The sequence below is a fragment of the Lysinibacillus composti genome, assembly GCF_016908465.1.
Lineage (GTDB): Bacteria > Bacillota > Bacilli > Bacillales_A > Planococcaceae > Ureibacillus > Ureibacillus composti_A.
Genome location: NZ_JAFBDY010000016.1, coordinates 49,578 through 73,029, shown reverse-complemented (window position 1 = coordinate 73,029; position 23,452 = coordinate 49,578). Strand labels below are relative to the sequence as shown.

Annotated in this window: 21 protein-coding genes and 1 pseudogene; 11 read left to right on the top strand and 11 right to left on the bottom strand. The window is 36.4% G+C overall.

Translation table 11 applies throughout. The features are described from left to right. Window positions 1-709: 709 nt before the first annotated feature. The gene (locus tag JOD29_RS15040; RefSeq protein WP_124766285.1) at window positions 710-1,177 is read right to left on the bottom strand and encodes a phage tail protein; all 468 of its coding nucleotides are present in this window, start codon (window positions 1,175-1,177) and stop codon (window positions 710-712) included. A 20-nt stretch (window positions 1,178-1,197) separates the two neighbouring features. Then, a complete protein-coding gene (locus tag JOD29_RS15035; RefSeq protein ID WP_124766284.1) occupies window positions 1,198-1,677 on the bottom strand; it encodes a GyrI-like domain-containing protein in 480 nt (159 codons plus the stop codon). Window positions 1,678-1,791: 114 nt separating this feature from the next. Here JOD29_RS15035 and JOD29_RS15030 point away from each other — a divergent pair, with 114 nt between their 5' ends. After that, window positions 1,792-2,751, top strand: coding sequence for a helix-turn-helix transcriptional regulator (locus JOD29_RS15030; protein ID WP_124766283.1), 960 nt, complete (start codon window positions 1,792-1,794; stop codon window positions 2,749-2,751). A gap of 125 nt (window positions 2,752-2,876) precedes the next feature. Here the strand turns inward: JOD29_RS15030 and JOD29_RS15025 are convergent, their stop codons facing one another. Then, a complete protein-coding gene (locus JOD29_RS15025) occupies window positions 2,877-4,028 on the bottom strand; it encodes a pyridoxal-phosphate-dependent aminotransferase family protein (RefSeq protein WP_124766282.1) in 1,152 nt (383 codons plus the stop codon). 475 nt (window positions 4,029-4,503) lie between these two features. On the opposite strand from JOD29_RS15025, the gene JOD29_RS15020 reads away from it, so the two are divergent. Continuing rightward, window positions 4,504-5,463 (top strand): hypothetical protein, encoded by a 960-nt coding sequence (locus JOD29_RS15020; protein WP_124766281.1) that lies wholly within the window; start codon window positions 4,504-4,506, stop codon window positions 5,461-5,463. Between the two features lie 183 nt (window positions 5,464-5,646). On the opposite strand, the gene JOD29_RS15015 is transcribed toward JOD29_RS15020, so the two are convergent. Further along, on the bottom strand, window positions 5,647-6,240 hold the full coding sequence (locus JOD29_RS15015) for a TetR/AcrR family transcriptional regulator (protein WP_124766280.1): 594 nt from the start codon (window positions 6,238-6,240) through the stop codon (window positions 5,647-5,649). A gap of 134 nt (window positions 6,241-6,374) precedes the next feature. Here JOD29_RS15015 and JOD29_RS15010 point away from each other — a divergent pair, with 134 nt between their 5' ends. After that, on the top strand, window positions 6,375-7,145 hold the full coding sequence (locus tag JOD29_RS15010; RefSeq protein WP_124766279.1) for an SDR family NAD(P)-dependent oxidoreductase: 771 nt from the start codon (window positions 6,375-6,377) through the stop codon (window positions 7,143-7,145). A 90-nt stretch (window positions 7,146-7,235) separates the two neighbouring features. Then, complete coding sequence (locus tag JOD29_RS15005) at window positions 7,236-8,018, top strand: glucose 1-dehydrogenase (RefSeq protein WP_124766288.1); 783 nt, start codon at window positions 7,236-7,238, stop codon at window positions 8,016-8,018. Between the two features lie 623 nt (window positions 8,019-8,641). Here JOD29_RS15005 and JOD29_RS15000 read toward each other — a convergent pair. Beyond that, window positions 8,642-9,262: pseudogene (locus JOD29_RS15000) on the bottom strand (LysE/ArgO family amino acid transporter). 123 nt (window positions 9,263-9,385) lie between these two features. Between JOD29_RS15000 and pdxR the strand changes: the two are divergent. Together pdxR and JOD29_RS14990 are read left to right on the top strand one after the other, a co-directional pair. Beyond that, window positions 9,386-10,837 (top strand): MocR-like pyridoxine biosynthesis transcription factor PdxR, encoded by a 1,452-nt coding sequence (gene pdxR, locus JOD29_RS14995; protein ID WP_124766278.1) that lies wholly within the window; start codon window positions 9,386-9,388, stop codon window positions 10,835-10,837. 138 nt (window positions 10,838-10,975) lie between these two features. After that, window positions 10,976-14,146, top strand: a complete 3,171-nt coding sequence (locus JOD29_RS14990; protein ID WP_124766277.1) for an ATP-binding cassette domain-containing protein — start codon at window positions 10,976-10,978, stop codon at window positions 14,144-14,146. A gap of 169 nt (window positions 14,147-14,315) precedes the next feature. Here JOD29_RS14990 and JOD29_RS14985 read toward each other — a convergent pair whose 3' ends face one another. Both JOD29_RS14985 and JOD29_RS14980 read right to left on the bottom strand, forming a co-directional pair. After that, window positions 14,316-15,479 (bottom strand): MFS transporter, encoded by a 1,164-nt coding sequence (locus JOD29_RS14985; RefSeq protein ID WP_124766276.1) that lies wholly within the window; start codon window positions 15,477-15,479, stop codon window positions 14,316-14,318. 305 nt (window positions 15,480-15,784) lie between these two features. After that, on the bottom strand, window positions 15,785-15,913 hold the full coding sequence (locus JOD29_RS14980; protein WP_124766275.1) for a YjcZ family sporulation protein: 129 nt from the start codon (window positions 15,911-15,913) through the stop codon (window positions 15,785-15,787). 1,199 nt (window positions 15,914-17,112) lie between these two features. Here JOD29_RS14980 and JOD29_RS14975 point away from each other — a divergent pair. From JOD29_RS14975 to JOD29_RS14965, 3 genes are all read left to right on the top strand, one after another. Further along, on the top strand, window positions 17,113-17,559 hold the full coding sequence (locus JOD29_RS14975) for a hypothetical protein (RefSeq protein WP_124766274.1): 447 nt from the start codon (window positions 17,113-17,115) through the stop codon (window positions 17,557-17,559). A 134-nt stretch (window positions 17,560-17,693) separates the two neighbouring features. Continuing rightward, window positions 17,694-17,903: a hypothetical protein gene (locus tag JOD29_RS14970; RefSeq protein WP_124766273.1), complete on the top strand. Its 210-nt coding sequence runs from the start codon at window positions 17,694-17,696 to the stop codon at window positions 17,901-17,903. A 267-nt stretch (window positions 17,904-18,170) separates the two neighbouring features. Next, a complete protein-coding gene (locus JOD29_RS14965) occupies window positions 18,171-18,371 on the top strand; it encodes a cold-shock protein (RefSeq protein WP_124766272.1) in 201 nt (66 codons plus the stop codon). 188 nt (window positions 18,372-18,559) lie between these two features. On the opposite strand, the gene JOD29_RS14960 is transcribed toward JOD29_RS14965, so the two are convergent. The 3 genes from JOD29_RS14960 to JOD29_RS14950 form a co-directional block, all read right to left on the bottom strand. Continuing rightward, window positions 18,560-19,345 (bottom strand): C40 family peptidase, encoded by a 786-nt coding sequence (locus tag JOD29_RS14960; RefSeq protein ID WP_124766271.1) that lies wholly within the window; start codon window positions 19,343-19,345, stop codon window positions 18,560-18,562. 196 nt (window positions 19,346-19,541) lie between these two features. Next, window positions 19,542-20,108 carry a hypothetical protein gene (locus JOD29_RS14955; RefSeq protein ID WP_124766270.1) on the bottom strand — a complete coding sequence of 189 codons (567 nt, stop codon included), beginning with the start codon at window positions 20,106-20,108 and terminating at the stop codon, window positions 19,542-19,544. Window positions 20,109-20,113: 5 nt separating this feature from the next. Continuing rightward, window positions 20,114-21,040, bottom strand: a complete 927-nt coding sequence (locus JOD29_RS14950) for a hypothetical protein (RefSeq protein WP_124766269.1) — start codon at window positions 21,038-21,040, stop codon at window positions 20,114-20,116. 210 nt (window positions 21,041-21,250) lie between these two features. On the opposite strand from JOD29_RS14950, the gene JOD29_RS14945 reads away from it, so the two are divergent. Next, the gene (locus JOD29_RS14945) at window positions 21,251-21,931 is read left to right on the top strand and encodes a helix-turn-helix domain-containing protein (RefSeq protein ID WP_124766268.1); all 681 of its coding nucleotides are present in this window, start codon (window positions 21,251-21,253) and stop codon (window positions 21,929-21,931) included. A gap of 398 nt (window positions 21,932-22,329) precedes the next feature. On the opposite strand, the gene JOD29_RS14940 is transcribed toward JOD29_RS14945, so the two are convergent. After that, a complete protein-coding gene (locus tag JOD29_RS14940; RefSeq protein WP_124766267.1) occupies window positions 22,330-22,848 on the bottom strand; it encodes a hypothetical protein in 519 nt (172 codons plus the stop codon). Window positions 22,849-22,943: 95 nt separating this feature from the next. Between JOD29_RS14940 and JOD29_RS14935 the strand changes: the two genes are divergently transcribed. Continuing rightward, window positions 22,944-23,294 carry a DUF4181 domain-containing protein gene (locus tag JOD29_RS14935; protein WP_124766266.1) on the top strand — a complete coding sequence of 117 codons (351 nt, stop codon included), beginning with the start codon at window positions 22,944-22,946 and terminating at the stop codon, window positions 23,292-23,294. Window positions 23,295-23,452: the final 158 nt, after the last annotated feature.

Genomic DNA, 23,452 nt, shown 5'->3' with positions numbered 1-23,452 from the left:
TAACGGAAAAAAATTCCCTTAATGCCCTGGAAAAGCTGAAATAGGGGAATTTTTATGAAGCATAAGGGAAAAATATTCCGTTATTTCAAGTGAAACCAGGCCTGGTACTGTAGTTAACGGAAAAAAATTCCCTTATTTAAAAAAATCCCGTGTAAAAGGGTTAAATAGAGGAAGAAAATTCCCTTAATGCACTGAAAAAATCTAAAATATGGGAATTTTCTGAAGCATAAGGGAAAAAAATTCCGTTATTTCAAGTGAAACTAGACCTGGATCTGTAATTAACGGAAAAAAATTCCCTTATTTAGAAAATAGCCATGAAAAATAGGTTAAATAGAGGAAGAAAATTCCCTTAATGCCCTGAAGCAGCTGAAATAGGTGGATTTTCTGAAGCTTAACGGAAAAAAATTCCCTTATTTCTCCTGAAATTAGGCCTGATACTTTAATTAACGGAAAAATGTTCCCTTATGTTTACTATTACTTAATTCCCATGTTTACATAACTCCATATTTAATCGCATGATATTTGAAGGTACTAGATTTGTCATTATCTATTTAGTGAACCTCATTTCAATTTGGGTAGATTGGATCCGTTGGCTGTTTCGTGCCGGGATGAAATTTTAAGAACATAAAACTACGCCAAATAGATTACGATACTAAAAATTTCGGAAAACAGCACCCCAATTCAATACGGAGGTGCTGTTTCGCTTACTTTAATATTCTCCCTTAATAACAAAGTACGAGCCGCGAATCGTTCCGGCTAGTTTAGACTTCTGTCGCGCAAATTTAAACTTGCCTTCTAATTCCTCAGGTACTTCCATCCCATCCGAAAGCTTAAAGCCAACAGCTCGTTTTGGTTTGGGACCATCAAGTGTGTACAGGACGTTGACCGCAAGACCATCCTCATAAAAAACGAAGGCCCAATTGATATTCTCCACTTGGAAGCGCGATGTTTCTAATGGTTTGGCTGCAAACTCAATATCCCGTTCCTCTTTCAAGATTCGCGTCACATAGTCGAGTGTATCTTGACTTTCACTGGCCGGAACAACGGTAAATTCATGCTTATATTTGTTCATAAAATAACGTGCTTCATTGGCGCGTAAACCGGCAAGCGCTTCTGCCACAGGTGACGATTCTAATCCAACAGTAGACACCGTCTTAAAATCAACGATATAGGCCATGTCGAGTCCTCCTTCAACTATTATTTTCGAACAACTGGGATCCACATTTCGCCATAAAGTAAGCCGTTTTGTTCACCCATAATTACAGCTGTATTAGGACCACCTACATAGGCATAATCCGTCGCTTCTGCCAGCGCTTGTCCAAAGGCCATCCCCGTAAGCGTATTACTTAACTCCAGATCCGTTTGGGCTTCACCTTTCACAACAACGTACTCACCCTTAGGGAATTGGATCACGCGAGTTGCTTCCGGTAATGTTTTTTCGGTCATTACCCCTGCATAGTGCATCATTTTGTTATTCACCGCTTCATTTACAACAAAAATATAGTCATTTGATGCGACTGCTTTTAACTCATCAAGTCTTCCATCTTCTTTAACTTCATTCCAAAAGTCTGCCTTTTCTTTATTGATCCCAACAAAGTCTGTGTAGTGGCTCTTTAACTCAGTGCCAAAACCTAAAACAGTAAAACTATCTTTTTCTTCAATTGTGTAATTTGCCATATCGAAAACCTTCTTTCATTTCATTTAAATTAATCAAGTGATTTGTTTTATTCCTTGATGAGTTTATAATAACCTTAAATCATGTCATAATATGACACTGTTTAGGAGGCGCGGATGAATAAAGTTGAACGGATTAATACGATGATGCGATACATCAACAATCGCGCTCACTTTACCATTTCTGAAATCATGCAAGAGTTTAATATTTCCCGTTCCACGGCTATTCGCGATATTAGAGAGATCGAAGCGATGGGGATGCCGCTTGTTGCTGAAGTGGGAAGGGATGGGGGATACAGTGTGTTGACTAATTCTGTCCTCCCAACGGTTCGCTTTACAGATAATGAGATTAAAGCACTGTTTATCGCCTTTATGGCCACAAGAAATCAACAACTTCCTTATTTGAAAAGTCGTCAGTCGTTAGCTGAAAAATTACTGGGTCTGACTTCAGAAAATCAGCAAGATGACCTTGTACTTTTAAATGAAATCTTGCTATTTGAAGGGACGAACCCCCATAATCCCGACTTACTTGATTTATCGGATTTACCTGATCCAATTTTAGAAAACTTAATTCAAATGCTCCTTTTCACTCGATCATTATTCATTACGGTGAAGGAAGAGCAGAGAACGACTACTTATTCCATTTATCTTTTACACCTTCATCATGAAAAGGGAAATTGGCTGATCGAAGGCTTTGATGTAAAGGAGGAAGAGTTGCGAATTTTTCCTGTCTCCCATTTGGTTGATATCAAAGCGGATCAAGGGAATAAAATGAGCGGTAGGGAGATTTTGGGAAAACTTAGAAGGAGGGATAAGGTAAATAATCTTGTACTTGAGCTCGGTCCAAAGGCGATTGCCCAGTTCAAAAAGTACCACCCATTAAAAGTTTCTCTTTCCTATACTAATCCTTACCAAACGACAGCCATTCTAAAAACGTTGATCGATGTAAATAATTCGGAAGAGGTTACTGAAATAGCAAATTGGATTCTTTTTTTAGGTGGCGATCTTACAGTCAGGGAATTGCCGAAAGAAGTTTTAGAGGTACTAAATGACAGATTAATGATGTACCGCCCATGAGCAGTGTTGATTGGAAAATAATCGGGGTCAAATAGTGTCTTTCATCCACATCCCACTATCTTGAACGTTAGTGAGATGTGGTGCCAGACATGATAGATTTAGGGGATTTTATCAAATAAAATCCCTTAATTTTCTGCTCTATAGGCGTCTAGGAATAGTTGACCTAGATGACCGTTGCCTTCGAAACCTAGATCACGTAGGCCGTTTTCAATCACTGTTAGGACAGAAAGAACTTTGTCAAAGTGTGCATTTTCGCCCATATGACCAATGCGCAAAATAACATCAGTGTATTGTGCCAAAGAAGTTGCGATATATAGATTGTAGGTTTCTTGGATGTGTTGTTGTAATGTTAACGCGCCGATTTCTTCTGGAATGATGACGGCTGTTACGGTGTTAGAACGTCCTGTTTCTAAAAATAATGAAAGGCCATATGCTTGAATCGATGTTCGCACAGCGTTGGCGATTTTTGCATGTCGTTCATAAACCGCCATTAGACCTTCTTCTAAAATATTGTCTAAGGCAACTTCTAGTGCTTCAATATGAGCAGCAGGCATTGTGTAAGGTAATTTTCCTTTTTCTCTATAGCCTAAATAAATTTGTAAGTTTGCGTAATAGGAAGCAATGGGTGTTTTACGATCATTCATTGCTTTTTTTGCGTCCTCACTAACAGAAACAATCGCTAAACCAGCAGGAGCTGAGATCGCTTTTTGAGAACCGCCACAGCAAATGTCGATTTTATTTTGGTCCACATCAATTGGTTCGCCAACCATACCAGCCACTGAATCAACCACTGTTAGAATGCCATATTCTTTTAGTAGGGGAGAGATTTGGTTAACATCATTTAACATCGATGTTGGTGTATCGCAATGAACAAAGGTTGCATATTTGAAGTCATGATCTTTTTCTAAAAAGTCACGTAATTGTTGAACAGGAATGTCTTGATGATCATCAAAACTTAAGACAACCGGTTCACCACCATACATACTAACAAAATCTTTAAATCCTTCGCCGTAAATACCGTTATCGAGAACTAGTACACGGTCCCCAGGTTCAGTTAAGCTTGCACAGGCAGCTTCTAAAGCTAGAATCCCTTCTCCACCAAGCAATAGAACATCATTCGTCGTACCCATGACCTGTCCCATTTTTTGGCATACTTCATGGTAGTAGTGGACGAATTCTTTATCGAAATCAGGGTTATTTGTTTTCTTCGCTAACGCTAAGCGTACATTTTCACGTACATCTGTTGGTCCGGGTGCGTAACTTGGTTTAAATCTCATATAGATCGTTCCTTTTTTAGTATTTGTATTTTATGAGGTAACGTTAACAAATAATTGGTATTTTTAAAAGTATCAAATATTCGAAAAACTTAGGGGCCAGTTAAATCAATATCCGTATTTTTTCGATCTGAATTAATTAGAAATATCATACTAGGGTTTAGTTATTTTGAAATTTTTATGCAGGTACAGGGAGATATTCAATTGTATGCGGTGGATTTGAAGTTGGGCGAGGTGGAATGGGAAGGGGAGTCGTCAGGCTTTTTATTGAATTGGATTTTGGATGTGTTTCGGTACGATTCAATATAAAAAGGGTACTCTATAAAGCATCCGTGAGCTTTTAATCTGTTTAGGTTGTATAAAATGCTAAGAATATAGGTAGCATTGAATTGAATAATATTACCATATACATAACATCAAACTGTCATTTATTTTCAAACTTGGCCAAACAAGTTACTTTCTTTTAAGGAGGTATTCAATGTTGAAAAATAGGTTACTTAACAACAGGTACACCCTTCCATTCGCAATTCTTTTGAGTGCTTTATTCATTTTCTTGTTAAATCCTTTTGCCAACTTTGCGAAAGAATCGGATCTAGGCATTGACATCACGATGTACAGTAATAACGAGTTAAAACATTACCATGACAAATATGAAAGTTTGATGAACTCCCTTCGTGCAGATTTAAGTGAGCATGGCTATCCATTAACTGTCGACTTTACTTTATTAGATGATGAAAAGGTTGAAATCCTCATTAAAAGATATGAAACGAATGAAAAACTTAAATCAAATGAACTAAAAGAAGTGGAACAATTAGTGAGTACGTTTTTAGCGAAACAAAAGGTTGATCCTTCTATGTTTAAAATTAGCGTATCCAATACGACTCAACCCGTTTTAAAAACTGCAAACAGATTGAGTTATAGAGATTTGACGGAATATATTAGCAACGCACTGATTGATGAAGGCATTGAGGGATACCATATTGATTACGAGATATTGCCTTTAACGACGAAAATTATTATGCAATTTCCAAATCCCCTTGAACCAAGTCAAAAAGAGGAAATCCAACAAATTGCTGAAAAGGTTTTGAAGAAAAATAATTTTGCTTACGGTAAAATCCAAATTCAACTCACTAACTTTTTATCGAAAGCTGAAAACTTACCCAATTTAAAACAAGCAGAAGTGAATCAATTATATGAAGAGCTGCAAAAAGATGATGGCTTCATGGATCAAGTAGGGCGAGAGTTGAATAAGGCTGGATTCATGGGGAGTATTTCTGGAACAGTTTATGCCCCAAATGATATAGAGCTCTTTTTTGATTATCCTAATGACGTAGAAAAACAAGAGGAGATCACTCGTATTTTAGAAAATTATATTACAAAATTTAATTTAAATGCAGATGCGTTTCATATTAAGTTTGATGTTGATGAATTAAATTAAAGAAGGCAATCAATTTAATCGAATCTTTTACAATTTAATTCAACAAAAGGTGCGTTAACCCAAAGAGAGGGGTTAATGCACCTTTTCTTCAATTATAGCTATTGCAAGAAAATCTATTTTAAGAATGGATGCCATGATAACTTCCATCTGGCTAAATTTAATAATACTTATGTACAAAGTTAGTTACGTGTCAATTTCTTTTATGACAAACCCTTGTGCAAAGGTATTTAAAATTCGGATCAGTCGTTCTGTCATTTCACCTGGTGTTACATCAAAATCTTTAGCAATCCAATCCGTAATCAACCCCGCTGTACCATATGCCATATAGCGCTTTTGTGAATGATCATCCACAAGAGATACCCCGTAATGAATATCAAATTTCTTTTTTAGTAAATTAAAAATGGCTTCAGGTAGTTGCTGGTGAATACTTGGCAATGTATTTTCAACTAGCATTAATTTGAAGTAATCACGGTGATCGTATATGTAATATAACAATTCAAAGGAGTTCGTTGTTAATTCATTTACTTTCACACGGCTATCACTTTGATACTTTGACATGCTGTAATATTGAATCGCTTCAAACATTTCATCCATTAACTCTTCAACAAGCTCATATATGTTTTGATAATACACATAAAATGTTGTTCGGTTATATTGAGCTGTTTCAACAATATCCGTTACCGTAACATTACTAAATCCCTTTTTATGTACCATCTCGATAAAAGCTTTTTTTAAGAAATTCTTTGTTCTCAAAACTTGGGGGGAATTATTTTTCATTTATTCCTCTCCTTATTAGACAGATTTGATGAATGTGTTGGTTTCCTCAACAGTTTAGCAAAAATTACGGATGGTTTACAGAAAGAGAAACCTAGTACACTACAAATGTACTAATTATTTGGGGAGGTACAAAAATGAGATTTGAAAACAAAGTTGTCATTATTACAGGTGCTGCAGGAGGAATCGGTAAAGAGATTGCTCGTAAGCTTGCAGGTGAGGGTGCAAAGTTAACTCTCGTTGATTTAAATGAAGATGCTGTGAAAGCGGTTGCAGCAGAACTAAACTTAAATGAAGATCGTGTCATAACATTAAAAGCAGATGTTTCAAAAGAAGCAGAAGTGAAAAATTATGTTGAGCAAACTGTGGCAAAATTCGGTCGCATTGATGGATTTGCAAATAATGCAGGGGTTGAAGGCCCAGCAAAAATAGTAGAAGAAATTACGGAACTAGACTTTGATTTCGTTTACAACATTAACGTAAAAGGTGCATTCTACGGCTTAAAGTATGTATTGCCAATTATGAAACAACAACAAGCAGGATCAATTGTCAACACGGCTTCTGTAGCAGGGTTAATTGGTTCACCAAACATGATGCTATATAATTCGTCAAAACATGCATTAATGGGGATGAACAAAGTAGCTGCATTAGAAGCTGCCCCGTTTAATGTACGTGTAAATACAGTAAACCCAGGTGTGATTAATACACAAATGATGCGTCAGATTGAGGCGAAAGTTGCACCAGGCGCGGCAGATGCAGCACAATCCGCATATCAAGATGCTGTTCCAATGAAGCGTTATGGAGAAGCAACTGAAGTAGCGAATGTCATTGCATTTTTACTATCAGATGAAGCTTCTTATGTAAGCTCTTCATCATACACAGTTGATGGAGCTTTATACAATATCTAAATTTCGTTTTAAAGGAAGTTACTCCCGAAAGTTCGATAAAAGTTAACACGAATAAATCTAGGTACATTTGATTAAAGGAGAGAACAAATGATGAAACGTTTTGAAGAAAAAGTAGTCATAGTAACAGGTGCAGGCTCAGGTCTTGGACAAGCAGCAACACTTCAATTAGCAGAAGAAGGCGCTAAATTGGTTTTAGTGGACTTAAATGAAACAGGCTTAAAAGAAACAGAAGAAAAAGTGTTAGCGATTTCACCAGAAGCTGAAGTGTTATTAATTACAGCAAACGTAGCGGATGAAAATGCTGTAAAACATTTTGTTGATGCAACGCTTGAAAAATTCGGCAAAATTGACGGCTTCTTTAACAATGCAGGAATTGAAGGAAAACAAAATTTAACTGAAGACTTTGGGATTGAAGAGTTCCGAAAAGTTGTTTCCATTAACTTAAATGGTGTTTTCTACGGCATGAAATACGTATTAAAAGTAATGAAAGAACAAGGCTCAGGTTCCATTGTAAATACAGCCTCTGTGGGTGGTATTCGTGGTGTTGGTAACCAATCAGGCTACGCAGCATCGAAACATGGTGTTGTTGGGTTAACTCGTAACTCTGCGATTGAATATGGACAATATGGTGTTTCAATTAAAGCGATTGCACCAGGTGCCATCATGACGCCTATGGTAGAGGGGTCATTACGTCAAATGGGTGGAGACAATTGGGAAGAAGTTGGTAAAGAGTTCGTAAAACCAAACCCAATGCGCCGCTTCGGTAAACCAGAAGAGGTAGGATACTTAGTTGCCTTCCTACTTTCAAACCAAGCAGACTTTATTAATGGTGTTGTTGTTCCAATCGATGGCGGTCAATCATATAAATATTAATGAATATGGACAACTGTTAATACTTAAGTAGTGGGACTTAATTAGAATTCTTGAGGAAAGCCACTATTATCTATAATAAGATATTGATAATTTTTAGTTTGAGAGCAATAACTGTTAGCCATTCTCCGAAAAACTGCGGCCTACCACTGTAAGCCGTGCCAGTTTCCGGAAAGTTTAGAAGGAAAAATTTTATGTGAGCGGACCTTGCACAAAGCCGGGGGCAAAAACGCCACGTCCGCATGTCTTGCCCCCATGACCAAGCACGCGCGGCTTGTGTGGGGAGCGAAAGCGCCACGTCCTGTGGCATCGCTCCCATGACCAACGTCGTGTTGGCCTCTTAGTCCGCTCTCAACGGATACTTAATGAGATTCATTATTAAAATTAACAACAAAAAACATCAGTTCTCTTTTGTGAAACTGATGATTTTTTGGATTTGCCCCAGCCCCTTTTTACTTTTAAATGGAAAGTACTACACTCACACTATGAAAAATCGATTAATCATATTGAATATAGCATTGCAAATGTAAGATTCACCATAAAAAAATGTAGAGTAATATTTTTTATTTATATGTTGCACGTCACTTAATTGATGATTTATTTATAATGCTATGTACGTATTCAATTTATCTCACGGCTAGTAAAACTTGCGCTCCCATATATAATGCCATTCCCCAAATAATGAGGGCGGAAATTTGATTCATGCGCTTTAACAGTTTTCCGTTTGTATCAATTTGGCCAATCTTCTTCCCCGTAATGGCTAATGAGAAAAACCAAATCCAAGAAACTAGAATACAAGATAGGGTGAAAATTCACTTATCAACCCCTGCGTACACTAAGGAACTTGTTCCGATGACACCGATAGTATCCATAATGGCATGGGGATTTAATAAGGAAACCGAAGCTGCAAATATTATTTGACGTTTTGCAGAGAACGGATTGGATTCTTGCTGATCCTTCACTTCAGGTGTGTCTTTCCACATGAGCCACCCCATGTATGCTAAGAAAAGAAACCCAATTAAAAACATGAAGATTCGTAACGTTTCAAAACTTAAAATGATCACCGATACACCTGCCACAGCCAATGAAATAAGTAGTGTATCACATAGCCCAGCCGTGATCACAGCTGGTAAAGCAAAACGAAAATTTTTGTGCGTTGCTCCTTGATTAAAAATAAAAACGTTTTGTACCCCTAAAGGCAAAATTAATCCAAAAGCAAGTAAGATTCCGTGAAGAAATGGTTCCACGATGTTTTCCCTCCAATTCTTATATTTAGAATAACGAAACTTTGTCTAAATGTCTCCAACCAATTGGATGGAAACGAACCCAACCATTTTGATACAATAAAAGAAAAGAACGGAGTAGGGAATGTGTCAGACATCGAATGGAAACCGCAAAAATCTTCTTCAGAACCTTTACATCTTCAAATTTCTAATTATATGAAAAAGAAAATTCTAAATGGGGAATGGACAATCGGTATGAAAATACCATCACAAAGGATGTTGGCCCATCATTTTGAAGTTAATCGGAGCACGATTGTCACGGCACTTGAGGAATTGGCCGCTGATGGATTAATTGATTCAAAAGTAGGGAGTGGTACGAGGGTTGTCAATAATACCTGGAGTCTACTTGCTTCAACTCCACCTCCTGATTGGATTAGTTATGTTCATTCGGGTATTCATGAACCGAATATGAATATCATTCAAAAAATTAACGAAGCAGAAGCAAATCGAGCGTTCATTCGATTAGGGACAGGTGAACTTTCTCCCGATTTACTTCCGAACGAGCAAATGAAAAAGTTTTTACAAATGGATGTGGGGGAATCCCTTACGCTTGGATATGAAGAACCAAAAGGCAGTCTCGAATTACGAAAAACAATCAGCCACTATTTAAAAAAGAAGGGCATTGATGCAACACCCTCATCGATCTTAATTGTCTCAGGGGCAATTCAAGCATTGCAGTTAATTTCGATTGGACTATTAAAGCGCGGTTCCGTTATTTTGCATGAAACACCGTCATACCTAAATTCAGTCCATGTGTTTCAGTCTGCAGGCATGAATTTATTCGGAATTCCACTAGATGCTGAGGGGATTCAAACAGATTCAGTCGTTCGATTAAAACGACAACACCAGGCTTCATTACTCTATACCATTCCATCGTTTCATAATCCAACGGGTACTTTAATGTCCGATAAAAGAAGGCAACAATTAGTAGAGATTTGCCAAAAAGAAGCTCTCCCGATTATAGAGGACGATGTTTATGGTGAATTATGGTTGGATACGCCAACACCAAATCCGATGAAAGCTAGTGACCAGCAAGGGAATGTGTTGTACATCGGCAGTGTTTCTAAAAGTTTAAGTCCAGGGTTACGAATTGGTTGGATTGTTGGCCCAGAACCTGTCATTCATCGGTTGGCTGATATTAAAATGCAAACTGATTATGGTTCTAGTTCTGTCTCTCAATATATCGTCAACAAGTGGATAAAAAGTGGCTTGTATGAGGAGTATTTAAACCAAATACGAGTTGAATTGAAAAAGAGAAGGGACTTTACGATTGAGCTATTAAATAAATATTTCTCTGATCTTGCCGAATGGAATATTCCAAAAGGTGGATTTTATATATGGTTTCAAATAAAATCTGATATTTCCACACGAAAGTTATTTGAAGTCGCTCTCCAAGCGGGGATTCTATTAAATCCGGGAAGTGTTTATGATAAAAATGACCAACAACATCTTCGCTTGTCGTATGCCTATGCATCTTTAGTTGACCTAGAAAAAGGGCTTAAACGTCTAGCAGAGCTTATTAAAGAGTTTAGGAACTAATATTTTACAACTAAGTAGTCTAATGAACAAAACATACAGGGATTTAACCGGAGTAATTTTAGGGATAATAAAATAAGTCATAATTATAAATGGAATTACTTGTCCATGCTAAAGTGAGAGAATTTTAAGGAGATTCATATGAAAATCAATCAATTAATTGCCAACAACATACAAAAATTAGATGTATCACTACCAACAGATCAATCATTAGGAATTGCTGGATTGTCTGGTTCTGGTAAAACCACTTTTTGCCAAACCATTGGGGAAGAATCTAAAAAGCGTCTTGTTTCTCTATTACCAAAGGCGGAATATCAGTATTTATTTCCTAATATTATGGAGACAAATTTCAGTGCCATCAAGATGGAAGAGATGCCGTTAGTTCTTTTTCTCGGAAGATCATCTATTTCCTCCAATCCACGTTCAACAATAGGTACACATACCGGCGTATTTACAGAAATTCGGACAAGACTCGCTGATGAACATGATTTATCGCCTGAAGTGTTTTCGTTTAATAACGCAATGGGCTGGTGTCCTAAATGTAAAGGCCGCGGTACGATTAAAAACGTAGAATGTGCTACATGTGAAGGGAAGCGCTACAGTGAAGAAGTTCTGAAATATACGCTAGACTTATTTGGTCAACCTCATACCATTGCGGACATTAATAACTTAAGCGTTGAAACTATTCTTTCACTAGCGGAAGATTTACATATTAGTGAAGCGAAACAACATCTTCTCCAAAATATTATTAATATGAATATTGGATACTTAACGGTAAACCGCATCATGGGGACGCTATCAGGTGGAGAATTAACGCGACTTTACTTGGCAGAATTCATGGCAGTTAGTGAAAATACTGTAATTATTATCGATGAAATTTCTGTGGGGCTTGATCATCAAACATTATTGAATATTTTGGAGCAAATCAAACAACTAGGATTTAAGAATCAAGTCTGGCTTATTGATCACTCAGACACTGTGCTTGACTTAACGGATGATCAAGTATTCTTCGGACCAGGCAGTGGGAAATATGGTGGGAAAATAGTAGAAGAATCACCGCGTCCAGCACCAATTCTTTGGCAACGAAATGAGGAAAAGCCAACAGAATACTACCAATTTCATGAGTTGTATTGCCGTAATATTCAAATGGCTGAATTTCAGATTCCGAAAAATAGACTTGTAGCAGTTACGGGGGAGTCTGGATGTGGTAAATCGACACTTGTTAATGAGTGTTTAGCCAATGATTTTGTGAAGCGATATTCAAAAGATAAACTAGTGATGGTCGGGCAAGACCGAAATCAATCGATTACGAGTCGTTCAACGGTTGCGACGTTTCTCGACATTAAACAAAAACTCACAAAATATAGTGACGAGATTGATGAACTATTTGATCGCTCAATTGAAGATCTGATTGAGGAACTACCAAATGAAGACATCGCTTATAAACGCTTGAGTCTCTTAATCAAACTGGGACTTGGATATTTGACTTTAAATCGAAAAACTCAAACCTTATCGACCGGCGAATTTCAGTGTGTTCATTTAGTGTCAGAGCTGTTTTCAAAAACGAGGAATTCCCATACGCTGTTTATTTTCGATGAACCTTCAAAAGGGTTATCTCAAAATATTTTAAATCAATTTATTGATAGTATTCGCGTCATCCTTCAAGATGAATCCGTCTCGATTATCATGATTGAACATAATGACTATATGTTACAAAGCTCTGATTTTATCGCGGACTTTGGTAAAAGAAAAGTTGAGCCTGTGGAGTTTCTTGAGGTTAACAGTCATGATGATTATTTCGAACAGAAGCATAGGGAAGAGAACGCTGAGCCAGCGCCAATTTCATCAGAACTAAAAACACAAAATGGGATCACTTATTTAAAAGAAAACCAAATCGACTACTTTAAAAGGGCAGAAAATATTTATAAAGGTGGTATCCTCAAAAGTTTATCTTCCATGGCGCGCTTAATTTACGGTGAATACGAATCTGACAAAATTGCACCTGTGATTGCGATTGATCTTGAAAGACATTTGTATAGCCAATATAGTTTTCTTTATGAAATGGGTGGGCTCATTAATCATATTGTGGCGGCACATCCGACAAATAAAAATACGAGAAGTTTTGATTTCTACGCTCAGGAAAACCACTGTCCATCCTGTTCGGGACGTCTTCAAATTGAAATATTTGATAAGGAACTAGTAATTCAGGACAAAAACGTTCCATTTTGGGAGGGGTTATTTTATCCAGAAATAATGGAAGTATTAAAATTTTATCAATATCCAAAATTAGAATTTCTATTTGAAGAACTTAAGAACGAGCTCGGTCATGACTTGACAAAAAGCTATAATGAGATGACAGAGGAAGAGAAGCATACGTTTTGGTACGGGTATTTTGAACAGTCCTTTTATGATAAAAAAGGCAAAGCGCGGAGAACATGGGTAGGCTTTAATACGATTCTTGGTATGTATATTGTCGTCTCAAAATCTAAAATTAAAGAGGAGATGAAAGCTTCGAAAGAAATGATGACCTGTCCAATTTGTGAGGGGACGGTGTTAAATCATCGTAAACCGCTTAAATTTGGAGACACAGATATTCGGGAAATCATTAAGCAACCAATTGATGAAGTAATGAAAATCGTGGGTGAACTACCTCAACTGAGCAAACTGAAATCGATTGTTGGTGGCGAGTGTGTATTAACAGAAGATGTCTCACTGTTGCCAAGAGACACCCAAGTTGCACTGAAATTGTTCGAATTAGAACAAGCGAGCTTTTCGGGTTATGAAATCGTTCTGCAAAACGCCTTGCCATTTTGGGACACAATCAAACAGTATATCGAATCTATTAGTATAAATAATCAGGTGACAATTTGTGATTTCCCTAATATTGATGAAACAAGAGAAACCATCATCAATCAGTATTTCATGAATGGAAAATACAAAAAACTAACCTATGTATATGAAGCGTTTGGCTACAAAAAAATCGTCACGCTCATCAATAAAATCATTAAGAGTCATCCATGTCCGTTTTGTAAAGGAAAGAAAGTCATCACAGAGGATAATATTCATGATGGCGTATACAAATTAACAATCCCATGTGTGAGCTGTCAGGCAACAGGTATTAATGATGAAGGTCTAGAGGAACTTGTTGAAGGAATACAAGTTAAAACATGGTTACATGGTACAGTTAGTGATGTCGTAGAGGAAAGCTTATATACAGAAGCTGCCCGAGATATTCTAATCTTTACTCGTATTCGTGAATTAAATAAACGTGATCTAATGGCTGTTTATCAATGCCTGGAGCAAAATAAATAGTTGTGATAGAGTTTGAAGCGAATTTTTTCATAAACTCTCTCTAAGAATCTTAAGGGCTGTTTCAAATGTCAAAGTTGACAATGGAACAGCCCTACTTGTTTGTTGATGGGACATAGGGGACAGGTCACTTGTCCCACTGAACTGGGACAAGGAACCTGTCCCCCTGTCCCTATTTCTTGCTCCCAATTAAATACAAGATCAAAATAATCACCATGAAAACTGCAGAATAAGTGAGGGTCATGCCATAGCCAACCATTTTTGCTAAAAACCCAAGACCTAATGATCCAATCGCCATGCCAGAATCCATAAAGATGAGAAGCATAGAGTTGGCTGTCGCTTTTTTCTCAGGTGGAACAAGTGTCAACGCCCAAGCTTGGATAATCGGTTGGAGAATGGCAAAAGCGATGCCGAAAAGTACGCCTGAAACTAAAACCATCCACATACTAGTTGACAAGCCTAAAAGAGTTAAGCCTATTGCACCAGAGATAGCGCCAGGAATAATAAGGATTCTGTGACCGAATCGATCAAATATTTTCCCAGAGATCGAACGAACGAATACCATAGAAATCCCTTGTGCGATAAAAAACTGTGAAATGCTCCCACCAAGATTGATTTCTTTCCCAAATGCCCCGACAAAGTTAACGGTTCCTGCAATGGCCATATAATTGAACGCCACCAAAATACTTGGAAGAAGGACCCGCCGATCGAACATGTATTTATAAAATGGTTCTTTGTTTGTCGGCTGAGGACGTTTCTTTTCTAGTTTACCTGTATTTTTCGTGAAAAAGCTGCAAACTAAAGCAAAAATCATTAATCCCAGTGTTACGACCATCATGGACTTAAACGAATAATTTGCAAGATAAGCAATCGCGATTAGTGGCCCAATGGTTGTTCCAATGCTTGTCGACATGGCGAAAAATACAAGTCCTTCACCTAACCGAGATTTAGGAACAATATTACTTGAAATCGTAAAAACTAAGTTCGTCAGCATACAAAACCCAATCCCTTGTAGCGCTCGAATGAATATCAAAAATCCAATGGAGTCGCTCAGAAAGGTAAGACCGATTGTGCCTATAAAATAAAGATGAAAAATGATGAGGAGCAATTTCATATTCACTTTTTGGATCATCACACTTGCAAAAAAGCGGGTAACTAATGATGCTACCATTAAGGTTGTCGTCATTGTTCCAGCAATTGCTGGATTATCAGAAATGGTGGATACAAAAATAGGAAAACCTGCAGTAATCATATAAAAGGCAGCGAAAATAACTAAGGACAATATGACAATCATTATGTACTGATTGGTCCATAGTTTAACTTTTACCTGATCCATAGTAGACCGCCTTCCAAGTCTATTTATAATGAATGCTCTAAAAAATCATGATGACATTTATTGTTTCCTGATTTTCGTAAAGTATTTAGAGTTGTTTTTAATTAAAAAAACTATGGGGAAATTAGTTGAAAGTGGAATGTTTTCTCATATTCTTGGGATAATGTTTTACAAAGTAAAAAACGCTTCACTTTTTCGTGGCGAAGCGTTTTAGTATTTTTGCTAGTGTATTTCGCTACTTAATATAAAAGGAAGGTTAGTGAGGGATCTTGAGGTGGTAGCTCAAGATATGTTAGAAATGCTTGAAATTAGTAGCGATTGTTCATGAACGATGTACCAACAATAATTAATAGAATAAATAACACAACGATTAAAGCAAAATTATTATTGTTGTTTCTGCCATAATCAGAGCTTCCGCCAACATTGTTTTGTGACATTAAGGTTTCACCTCCTTGTTAAACTATAAGTATCTTATGAGAATCTACTAGAGCAAAAAGGTATAAGTGCGGAGTTTGGAAATAAAATATATATTTTTAAAATTCAAAGTAAATTTGATAAATAGATGATAGAAATTCTTTGTAGGCAAATATAGATGGAAATGTCAAAACTCAAACCAACATTTTTGATGCAGATCAAGTTGATGAAGTCATACATTTCGATGTTTACGGAAATCAAAAGGAATTATACTATGCCATCCAAGCCCTCACAATGTACACTAACGGAATATTTTTCCGTTATCACCGCCGTTCAAGCTTTACTATATTCAATAACGGAAAAAACTTCCCTTAAATTAGAAAATCCCTTTATTTTCTGTAGAATAAAGGAACGTTTTTCCGTTATTTTAATAAAATCTTTAAATTTTGCCTTATTTAGAGCTGTTAAGGGAAAAATATTCCCTTATTCGTGCCGATTTAGCCCTCCCAATGTACAATAACGGAATATTTTTCCGTTATCTCCGACTTTCAAGCACCCTATCAAGCACCCACTTTATCAATAGACCGAGATTATACTTACAAAGAAATAAAAAACATGGCAACTCAATACGAGTACGAGTTACCATGCTTAATCATCTGTCACACTTCAAAGCCCCCTCTAAAAAGTAGGGCACTTTGAATGTTACTTATTAAAGTATTTTTTCATATCCCATTCCATTAAATCCTTTTTCGATTTAACGTTTGCTTTTGGAATATTAAAATGTTTATCATGTTTGCACATCTGACAAGAGCAATTAATCTTTGCTTTTGATAATCTACCCGGATTCTTAATAAATGGATGTTCAATAGCATCCCGTTGTTCCAGCCCCCAGGCAAATTGGATAATTTTGAGCTTTCGATTAATAACTCGCTCTCATTGATGGCGATAATAGGACCGTGATCGATTTTTCATTTGTGAAAACCTCCCTTGAGAATGTACCGCCTGCAAGGGTCCAAGGGGAATTCCCCCTTACAGGCAGGTACTCAACGTTTTCACTAGAAATTTATTGATCTTCATTTTATTTCCTCCAAACAGTTCTAATCGAAGTATATCGTAAAATGTAAGATTTGCAGATTTTTCACTACGATTTATTAATGGTTAAATATGGAACCCCATGAAAATTACCTGCGTTATTAATATAAAAAATAGTAGGTGGAATATGTTGAAGAAATTTATGTTTCCAATTCTGATTATTGGTGAATGGATACTTTATTTTTATGTGATCTTGTTGGGTTTCGGTTTTCATCTCATTAATGCTGCCAATGTCATATATGTAGATACTGCTGGGGAAGTGCCGATTCGAATGATAACGTCCATTTCATCATTTGTTCAGGCGGGTTTGTTAGTTTTAGGGTTAACTGTTGTTTGTTTTTTGTATCTCCAGTATTTCATTGGGAAGGGAAGGGTTAAGCGAATTAAAGTCTCTGCATGGGGATTATTATTTGCTTTTAATCTAATAGGGTGTTTTGGTTACTTCTTGATTTGGTATGGATTTCATGGGGTTGATGTACGCAATACTGATTTTATTTTGCTGGTTTTGATTATGTTTGTTAGCCTTGTACTACTCCGACAAATGATGCGAAAAACAAGTTTTAAGCAAGTGCAATGATTCGTTAGTTTAAGTTGTGTATTTTTGTGTCATAATTCATGTTATAATAAGAAACTTAGGGTCATCACGGCCTAGAATAAACTTTAAACGGATGCCAAAGAATGCCTCCGGGAGCGTATAATGGAGGTGTAAGAATGAACAAGCGATGGACGATTCATCAAATTAAAGAGTTTGTTGAGAAGAATTCTGAAAGTAAGTTGCTATCAACGGAATATCACGGTTTTTCACAAAAATTATTATTTAAATGTGCTTGTGGAAGCAATTTTGAAAAAACATTTACGAAATTTAAGAACAACAATCAGCGCAAATGTGACGTATGCCAACCGTCAAAAGCCTCACGCTAAGCGAAGTGCCGATTTCTATTATTCAGAAGTTGGCACATTGTTTTTCAATATTAACTGGCTAATTTTTAGAATTTGAATTTTACAGTAGACAAACGCGAAATTATGATATATAATAAAATTAATTAATAAGGTCCTTTATGGAAACGAAGTAGAATTCACCTATTACAAAGAGTAATCGTGAGCGTTCGATACTTTTTGTAATATGTGAATTTTTTTCTTTTCAAAAAAGCTTATATATTAAATTTAAAACAAATGGAGGTCATTTACATGACACAAGGTACAGTAAAATGGTTTAACGCAGAAAAAGGTTTCGGATTCATCGAAGTTGAAGGTGGAAAAGACGTATTCGCTCACTTCTCAGCAATCGTTGGAGACGGTTTCAAATCTTTAGAAGAAGGCCAAAAAGTTGAATTCGACGTTGAAGAAGGTCAACGTGGCCCTCAAGCTACAAACATCGTAAAACTTTAATTTTTAATTAAATTAAATTTACTATGATCTAAAAGAGGAATCCTTAACTGGGTTCCTCTTTTTTGTCTCAATTCCGGGGCAAACAAAAAACGTTGATTCTAAAGGGAAATGTCTTTTATTAGATGATGAAAATAAAAATCACCTTAGCCTCACAAAATTTAAGAGAGGCAGGGTGATTTTATTTTTTGTTAGTTTAGTTTTACTTTCTTTGACCCGAGATAACGAGCCTTCCAATAAGAGTCATTCATTGCGGTAATTGTGATACCTATCGATGAACTTGCATGAAGGAATTTGTTATCTCCTATATATATACCAGCATGACTTGGCCCCGGTTTAATTGTTGTAAAGAAAACTATATCTCCTTTTTGTGGAGATGAAACAGGCGTTGTCGCATTCCAAATCGTTTCAACCGTACGAGGGATCGAGACGCCTACTTTTCCATATACATAGTTAAGGAAGCCTGAACAATCGAAACCCTTCGGAGTACTACCTCCCCAAACATAGGGGACCCCAACATATTTTTTGCCTTCCGCAATTAACGCTTCCGCATTTAATGTTTTTTCTACTACAGGAGCAGTTAGTTTTGAGTCGCCCTCGGATGTTAATTTCAATACTTGTCCAACATGTATCACGTTGCTAGTTAAACCATTGAACGATTTTAATTGATCAACTGTTAAGCCATTTTTTGTAGCAATTCCCCAGAGTGAATCTCCAGATTGAACAACATATGATTTCGAAAGATAATGAGAATGGGGGGCAATTAACGAAAATTCTTGACCTACACGAATTGTATTAGATTTGAGGTTATTCCAAGATTGCAAATCCTGAACTGTAATTTGATTTGAAGTCGCGATTTTCCAAAGTGTATCGCCAGCTTGAACTTTATACGTTAATTCATGTGCTGAGGCTTGAACAGAATATGAGAAGAATAAAATTCCAACAGTAGCTGCCACCGTGAATAATTGTTTTTTCAAGTAATCTCTCCTTGGGTGTTTGTCTTGTTGTCCCTATTGAAACAAACTTTATCACGGAATATTAATAAAAAATACATCTAAAATTTTGGAAGGAATCCCTCATATTTATCATTGAAAGAAGTACGAAACTTATTTTTAAAAATCATTACATCGCATTCTAAAATAAAAAACCTAATTGACAATTGTGTAGAACTTGTCAATTAGGTTCAATTTTAATTTCACTGACAGACCGTAACAGAAGTAGAAATACAATTTCCAATATTAAACTGCAAATGACTGAAACGACCGCTGAAAATAACAGTATTTCAACTGGCAGGTTGATCATAAAGGTATTTAAACATAATACGAAAAACATGCCGATTACATAAAATATAAATGTTCTCAACGAACGTCGGATCATCCGTTCATCTCCATGCAACTGAACGATGGCCATGATCAGTTGGAAAATATAGAAGACGAGTATAAATTTTAACAAACTTAATAGTGTCGTGTATAACGTCCAACCAGAAAACATCGATAAATGAGTTAGTTGGTCAATTCTTAGGTTTTGTTGCATAAAGACAGTAGGGAAAGAGATAAAAACGAGAATCATCGCAAGTTTTTTTCCTTTATGACCAATTGGAAAATCTTTTACCACATGAGAAATTCCAGAATATATAAGATAATATCCAACTGGATCTGCCAGAATATCCATGACGAAGAGATGAATTTCAATCCACACGATGAGATAACCCCAGAAAATTCGATGAAAGGCTTTGTACATGGACATTACCTCCTTGTTTTTTCGTCTATTATTTCGTTCAGCACTTTTTGAGTGAGGGTGGGGTGTTCGATGATTGTTGACTTTCTCATAAATGGTTTACCATCATCTGTTGTACCAGTTATTTCCACTCCAAAGTTAACATAACTTTTATGATTCGGGTTCATTTGCATGGAAAGCTGCAACCAGTTATCTCGTTCTAATTGAAACGGAAATAGTTTTTCTTCATGACTCGAAATACCTTTTATTTCATGCCATTCTAAAACTCCAAATGGATCCTGCCATCCTGTTGTACTTTCTCTCTGCCTTAAAGACTCATTTTCTTTTATAAGTTTCGTATCAACATTTACTTTCACATCAAGCTCTTCAACTAGTTCCTTAAAAGGAATTTGAATTGCTTCCACGGTAAGGGGGATTGTTGCAACCATTATCTCTTGATGTATATGTTCGCTACTCGTCGATCCTGAATGAAAATTAAATAATTCATGATTTTGTAAATTTTTGAACACACGTACTTCACCAATATCTGTTGTAAGTGTTTGACCATTTGTAAAAGTCACAGTTATTTCCTCAAAAGACCAAGCATCATCGGTTTCATTAATTGGGAATGGAACATGAGCAAAGTCCAATGTAACGGATTTTAAGTATTGATGGGTAAATTCTTGTTCAAATGTAGGGGAAGATGACCACACGACACCATGATCTAACACAGGATAGAGGTCAATGCCATCGATGGTAACATGATTGATGACAGCATCATCCGTCTTATTGCTTAAATAGTAAAAGGTTAAAGGGGATTCATCCTGCATATAGGTTTCATAATAGTGGTCTAAAAAAATGGGTTGATCCAGCTGTTTCGACTGAAAATAAAAATAGTTTCCTATCCAACTGATGAAGACAATCAATAAGCCAATCCATAAAATTTTTTCCTTCAAGGAGATGACCTCCAGAGATTTACATATTTGTCATTTCATTATAAAGCTTTTGATAAAGATATGGGGTACGAAATATTTTTTTGAGGGTAGGGCAAAAAAATTTTAAATCCTTGTCTCTTTTTCGGACCTAAATCACTATATAAAGGATGAATGGGAAATGCAGTATGAAGAATTTCTCAGAAAACTTGAGTTTGAAGGAGACAGAAATCAATGAGCTTATTAAATAACGACACACCAATACTAATTTCAACGACACTTGCAATGAATATTGGATTAAATGAGGCACTGATGTTACAGCAATTGAATGATTTAGTGCAAACTGCTGGCAGCGTGAGGGAAGGGGAAAAGTGGATTTCCAAAACGTTGATGGAATTTCATCAGCAATTTCCGTTTTGGTCGAAAAGTACGATTGACCGTATTTTGAAAAAGTTAGAGCAACTAAATCTAATTGAGGTTGGCAATTTTAATGAGCGGAAAACAGATCGTACAAAATGGTACCGAATTAATGAGGAGGAAGTAAAGAAAATCTCTCATCACGGCTTTTCCCAAAATGATGAGTTGAAAAATAGCCCTCAAAAAATTGATGAAATGGATACGTCAATTAGTAAAAAAGGATTATGTCAAAATGACGAATTAGACACGTCAACTTGTCGGTTTCCATCCCGTCAATATGGCGGAATGGGACACGTCAAAATGACGGGAGCAATACCAATAGATTACACAGAGAATACAATAAAAGATTACATCAGAGAACGGGCATATCCTCCAAGGAGGATGGCAAGCAATATTTTAAAATTGATAAAAGTAAAATTCGAAATGACCAAAGTGTTACTTGGCAGGATTCGTAACTGTTGTGATTTCGAATTTATGACAACCGAGTTCGTGACGTAATTTTCATCTGTTTAAACACGACAGACTTCTCAAAATGGAAAGGCATAGCACGACAAAATGGAAAGGCATAGCACGACAAAATGGAAAGGCATCTCACGACAAAATGAGACGACAATAAAGAGACTTTAAAAAAAGATTTAAAAAAATAAATATATTGTCGAGATGAATCTCGACCGCCTATAATTTTTATTTGTTAATGGAGATGAATTCACTGGTGGAGTTTATAATATTTGTGTTAAATATGTGGCCGAAAAAATATAATTAGTGGTTGGTGGATTATTGGCGAGTAGATTTTGATCAAATGTTAAAGTGAAAGCTGTTGTGTAGCAGGTGGTGGGACAAGGAACCTGTCCCCCTGTCCCACGTCGCAGAAAATAAATATGCTTCACGAAACATAATTATTTTTGCATACTTCGTAACTTCTGCAATTCCTTATCTAAAATTTTGCATTGATTCATAAAAACGTCCCAGTCCACAGGAATTGTCGTTTCCATTTTTAGTTCGGCTTTTACGAGTGCTTCGTTAACGATGTTCACTTTTTCGAGATCTTTTTTTGACCAAACTGCCTCGTGGTAAATTTCGTTAAAGGGAAGTTGGTTTAAGGAACCATAAATCCGAGCGAACATAAATTTTTCGTCCTCAGAAAGCACTTTAGAGGGATACGAATGATTCAACATCACATATTCTAAATCATCTAAAATAAGGGATAGTTGGTTCGATATGAGTTCGGGATGGCTCCAGTTTTCTTTTTCCACGTGTGTAATAACGCCTTGCAGCTCAACAAATTGCTGTTGAAAATTATCTAAAAAATATTGTTTTTGATTCCACTGATTTTGGTATGTCATAATCGCCAGTACGATAAAGAGGGCAATGGCCATCATCGCAAAAAAGGCTATTTTCTTATTGTTTTTTTTCAAAGGTCAGTCACCCTTTCATTTCAATCTGAGTTAAATTATGTAAATTCTAACGTTCGTAAGGTAAGATAGAAATATCAAACATTTAGGAGCTTACTATGAACATTTTTTTACTCGTCATCATCATTCTCCTTTTCATCCTTTTGGAGCCGATTCTTCGCCGAATATTTAAAATCGAAAAGAAACATATTTCAGAGACGGAAGGAAAAAAGGTGTTCCGAATCGGAATATTTATCATAACTGTCATCACAATTTGTTTCATCCCCATTGTTGTTACAAAGGAAAGGGTTTATATGACGTTGTTTCTATTCCTGTTCTTCATCGCTCGATTTGGCTTTGAATTATTCGTTGAATGGAAGTATATGAGAGAGTCCCGGGAATATCTCATAACATTAGCCAACATGGTACTCGTGATGATTGTAGGAATCGGAATTTTACTAATAAACTAGATGTGTATACATAATGTCCGTCCTGGTTTACAGGTGAGTTGTGATATTTATGATGCTTGTACACAATCTCGTTACTTTACAAACTATTCATGACACATTGAACAATATTCTGAAAGTGCAAAAAGAAAAAATAGATTGATCAATGCTTACAAGAAAGG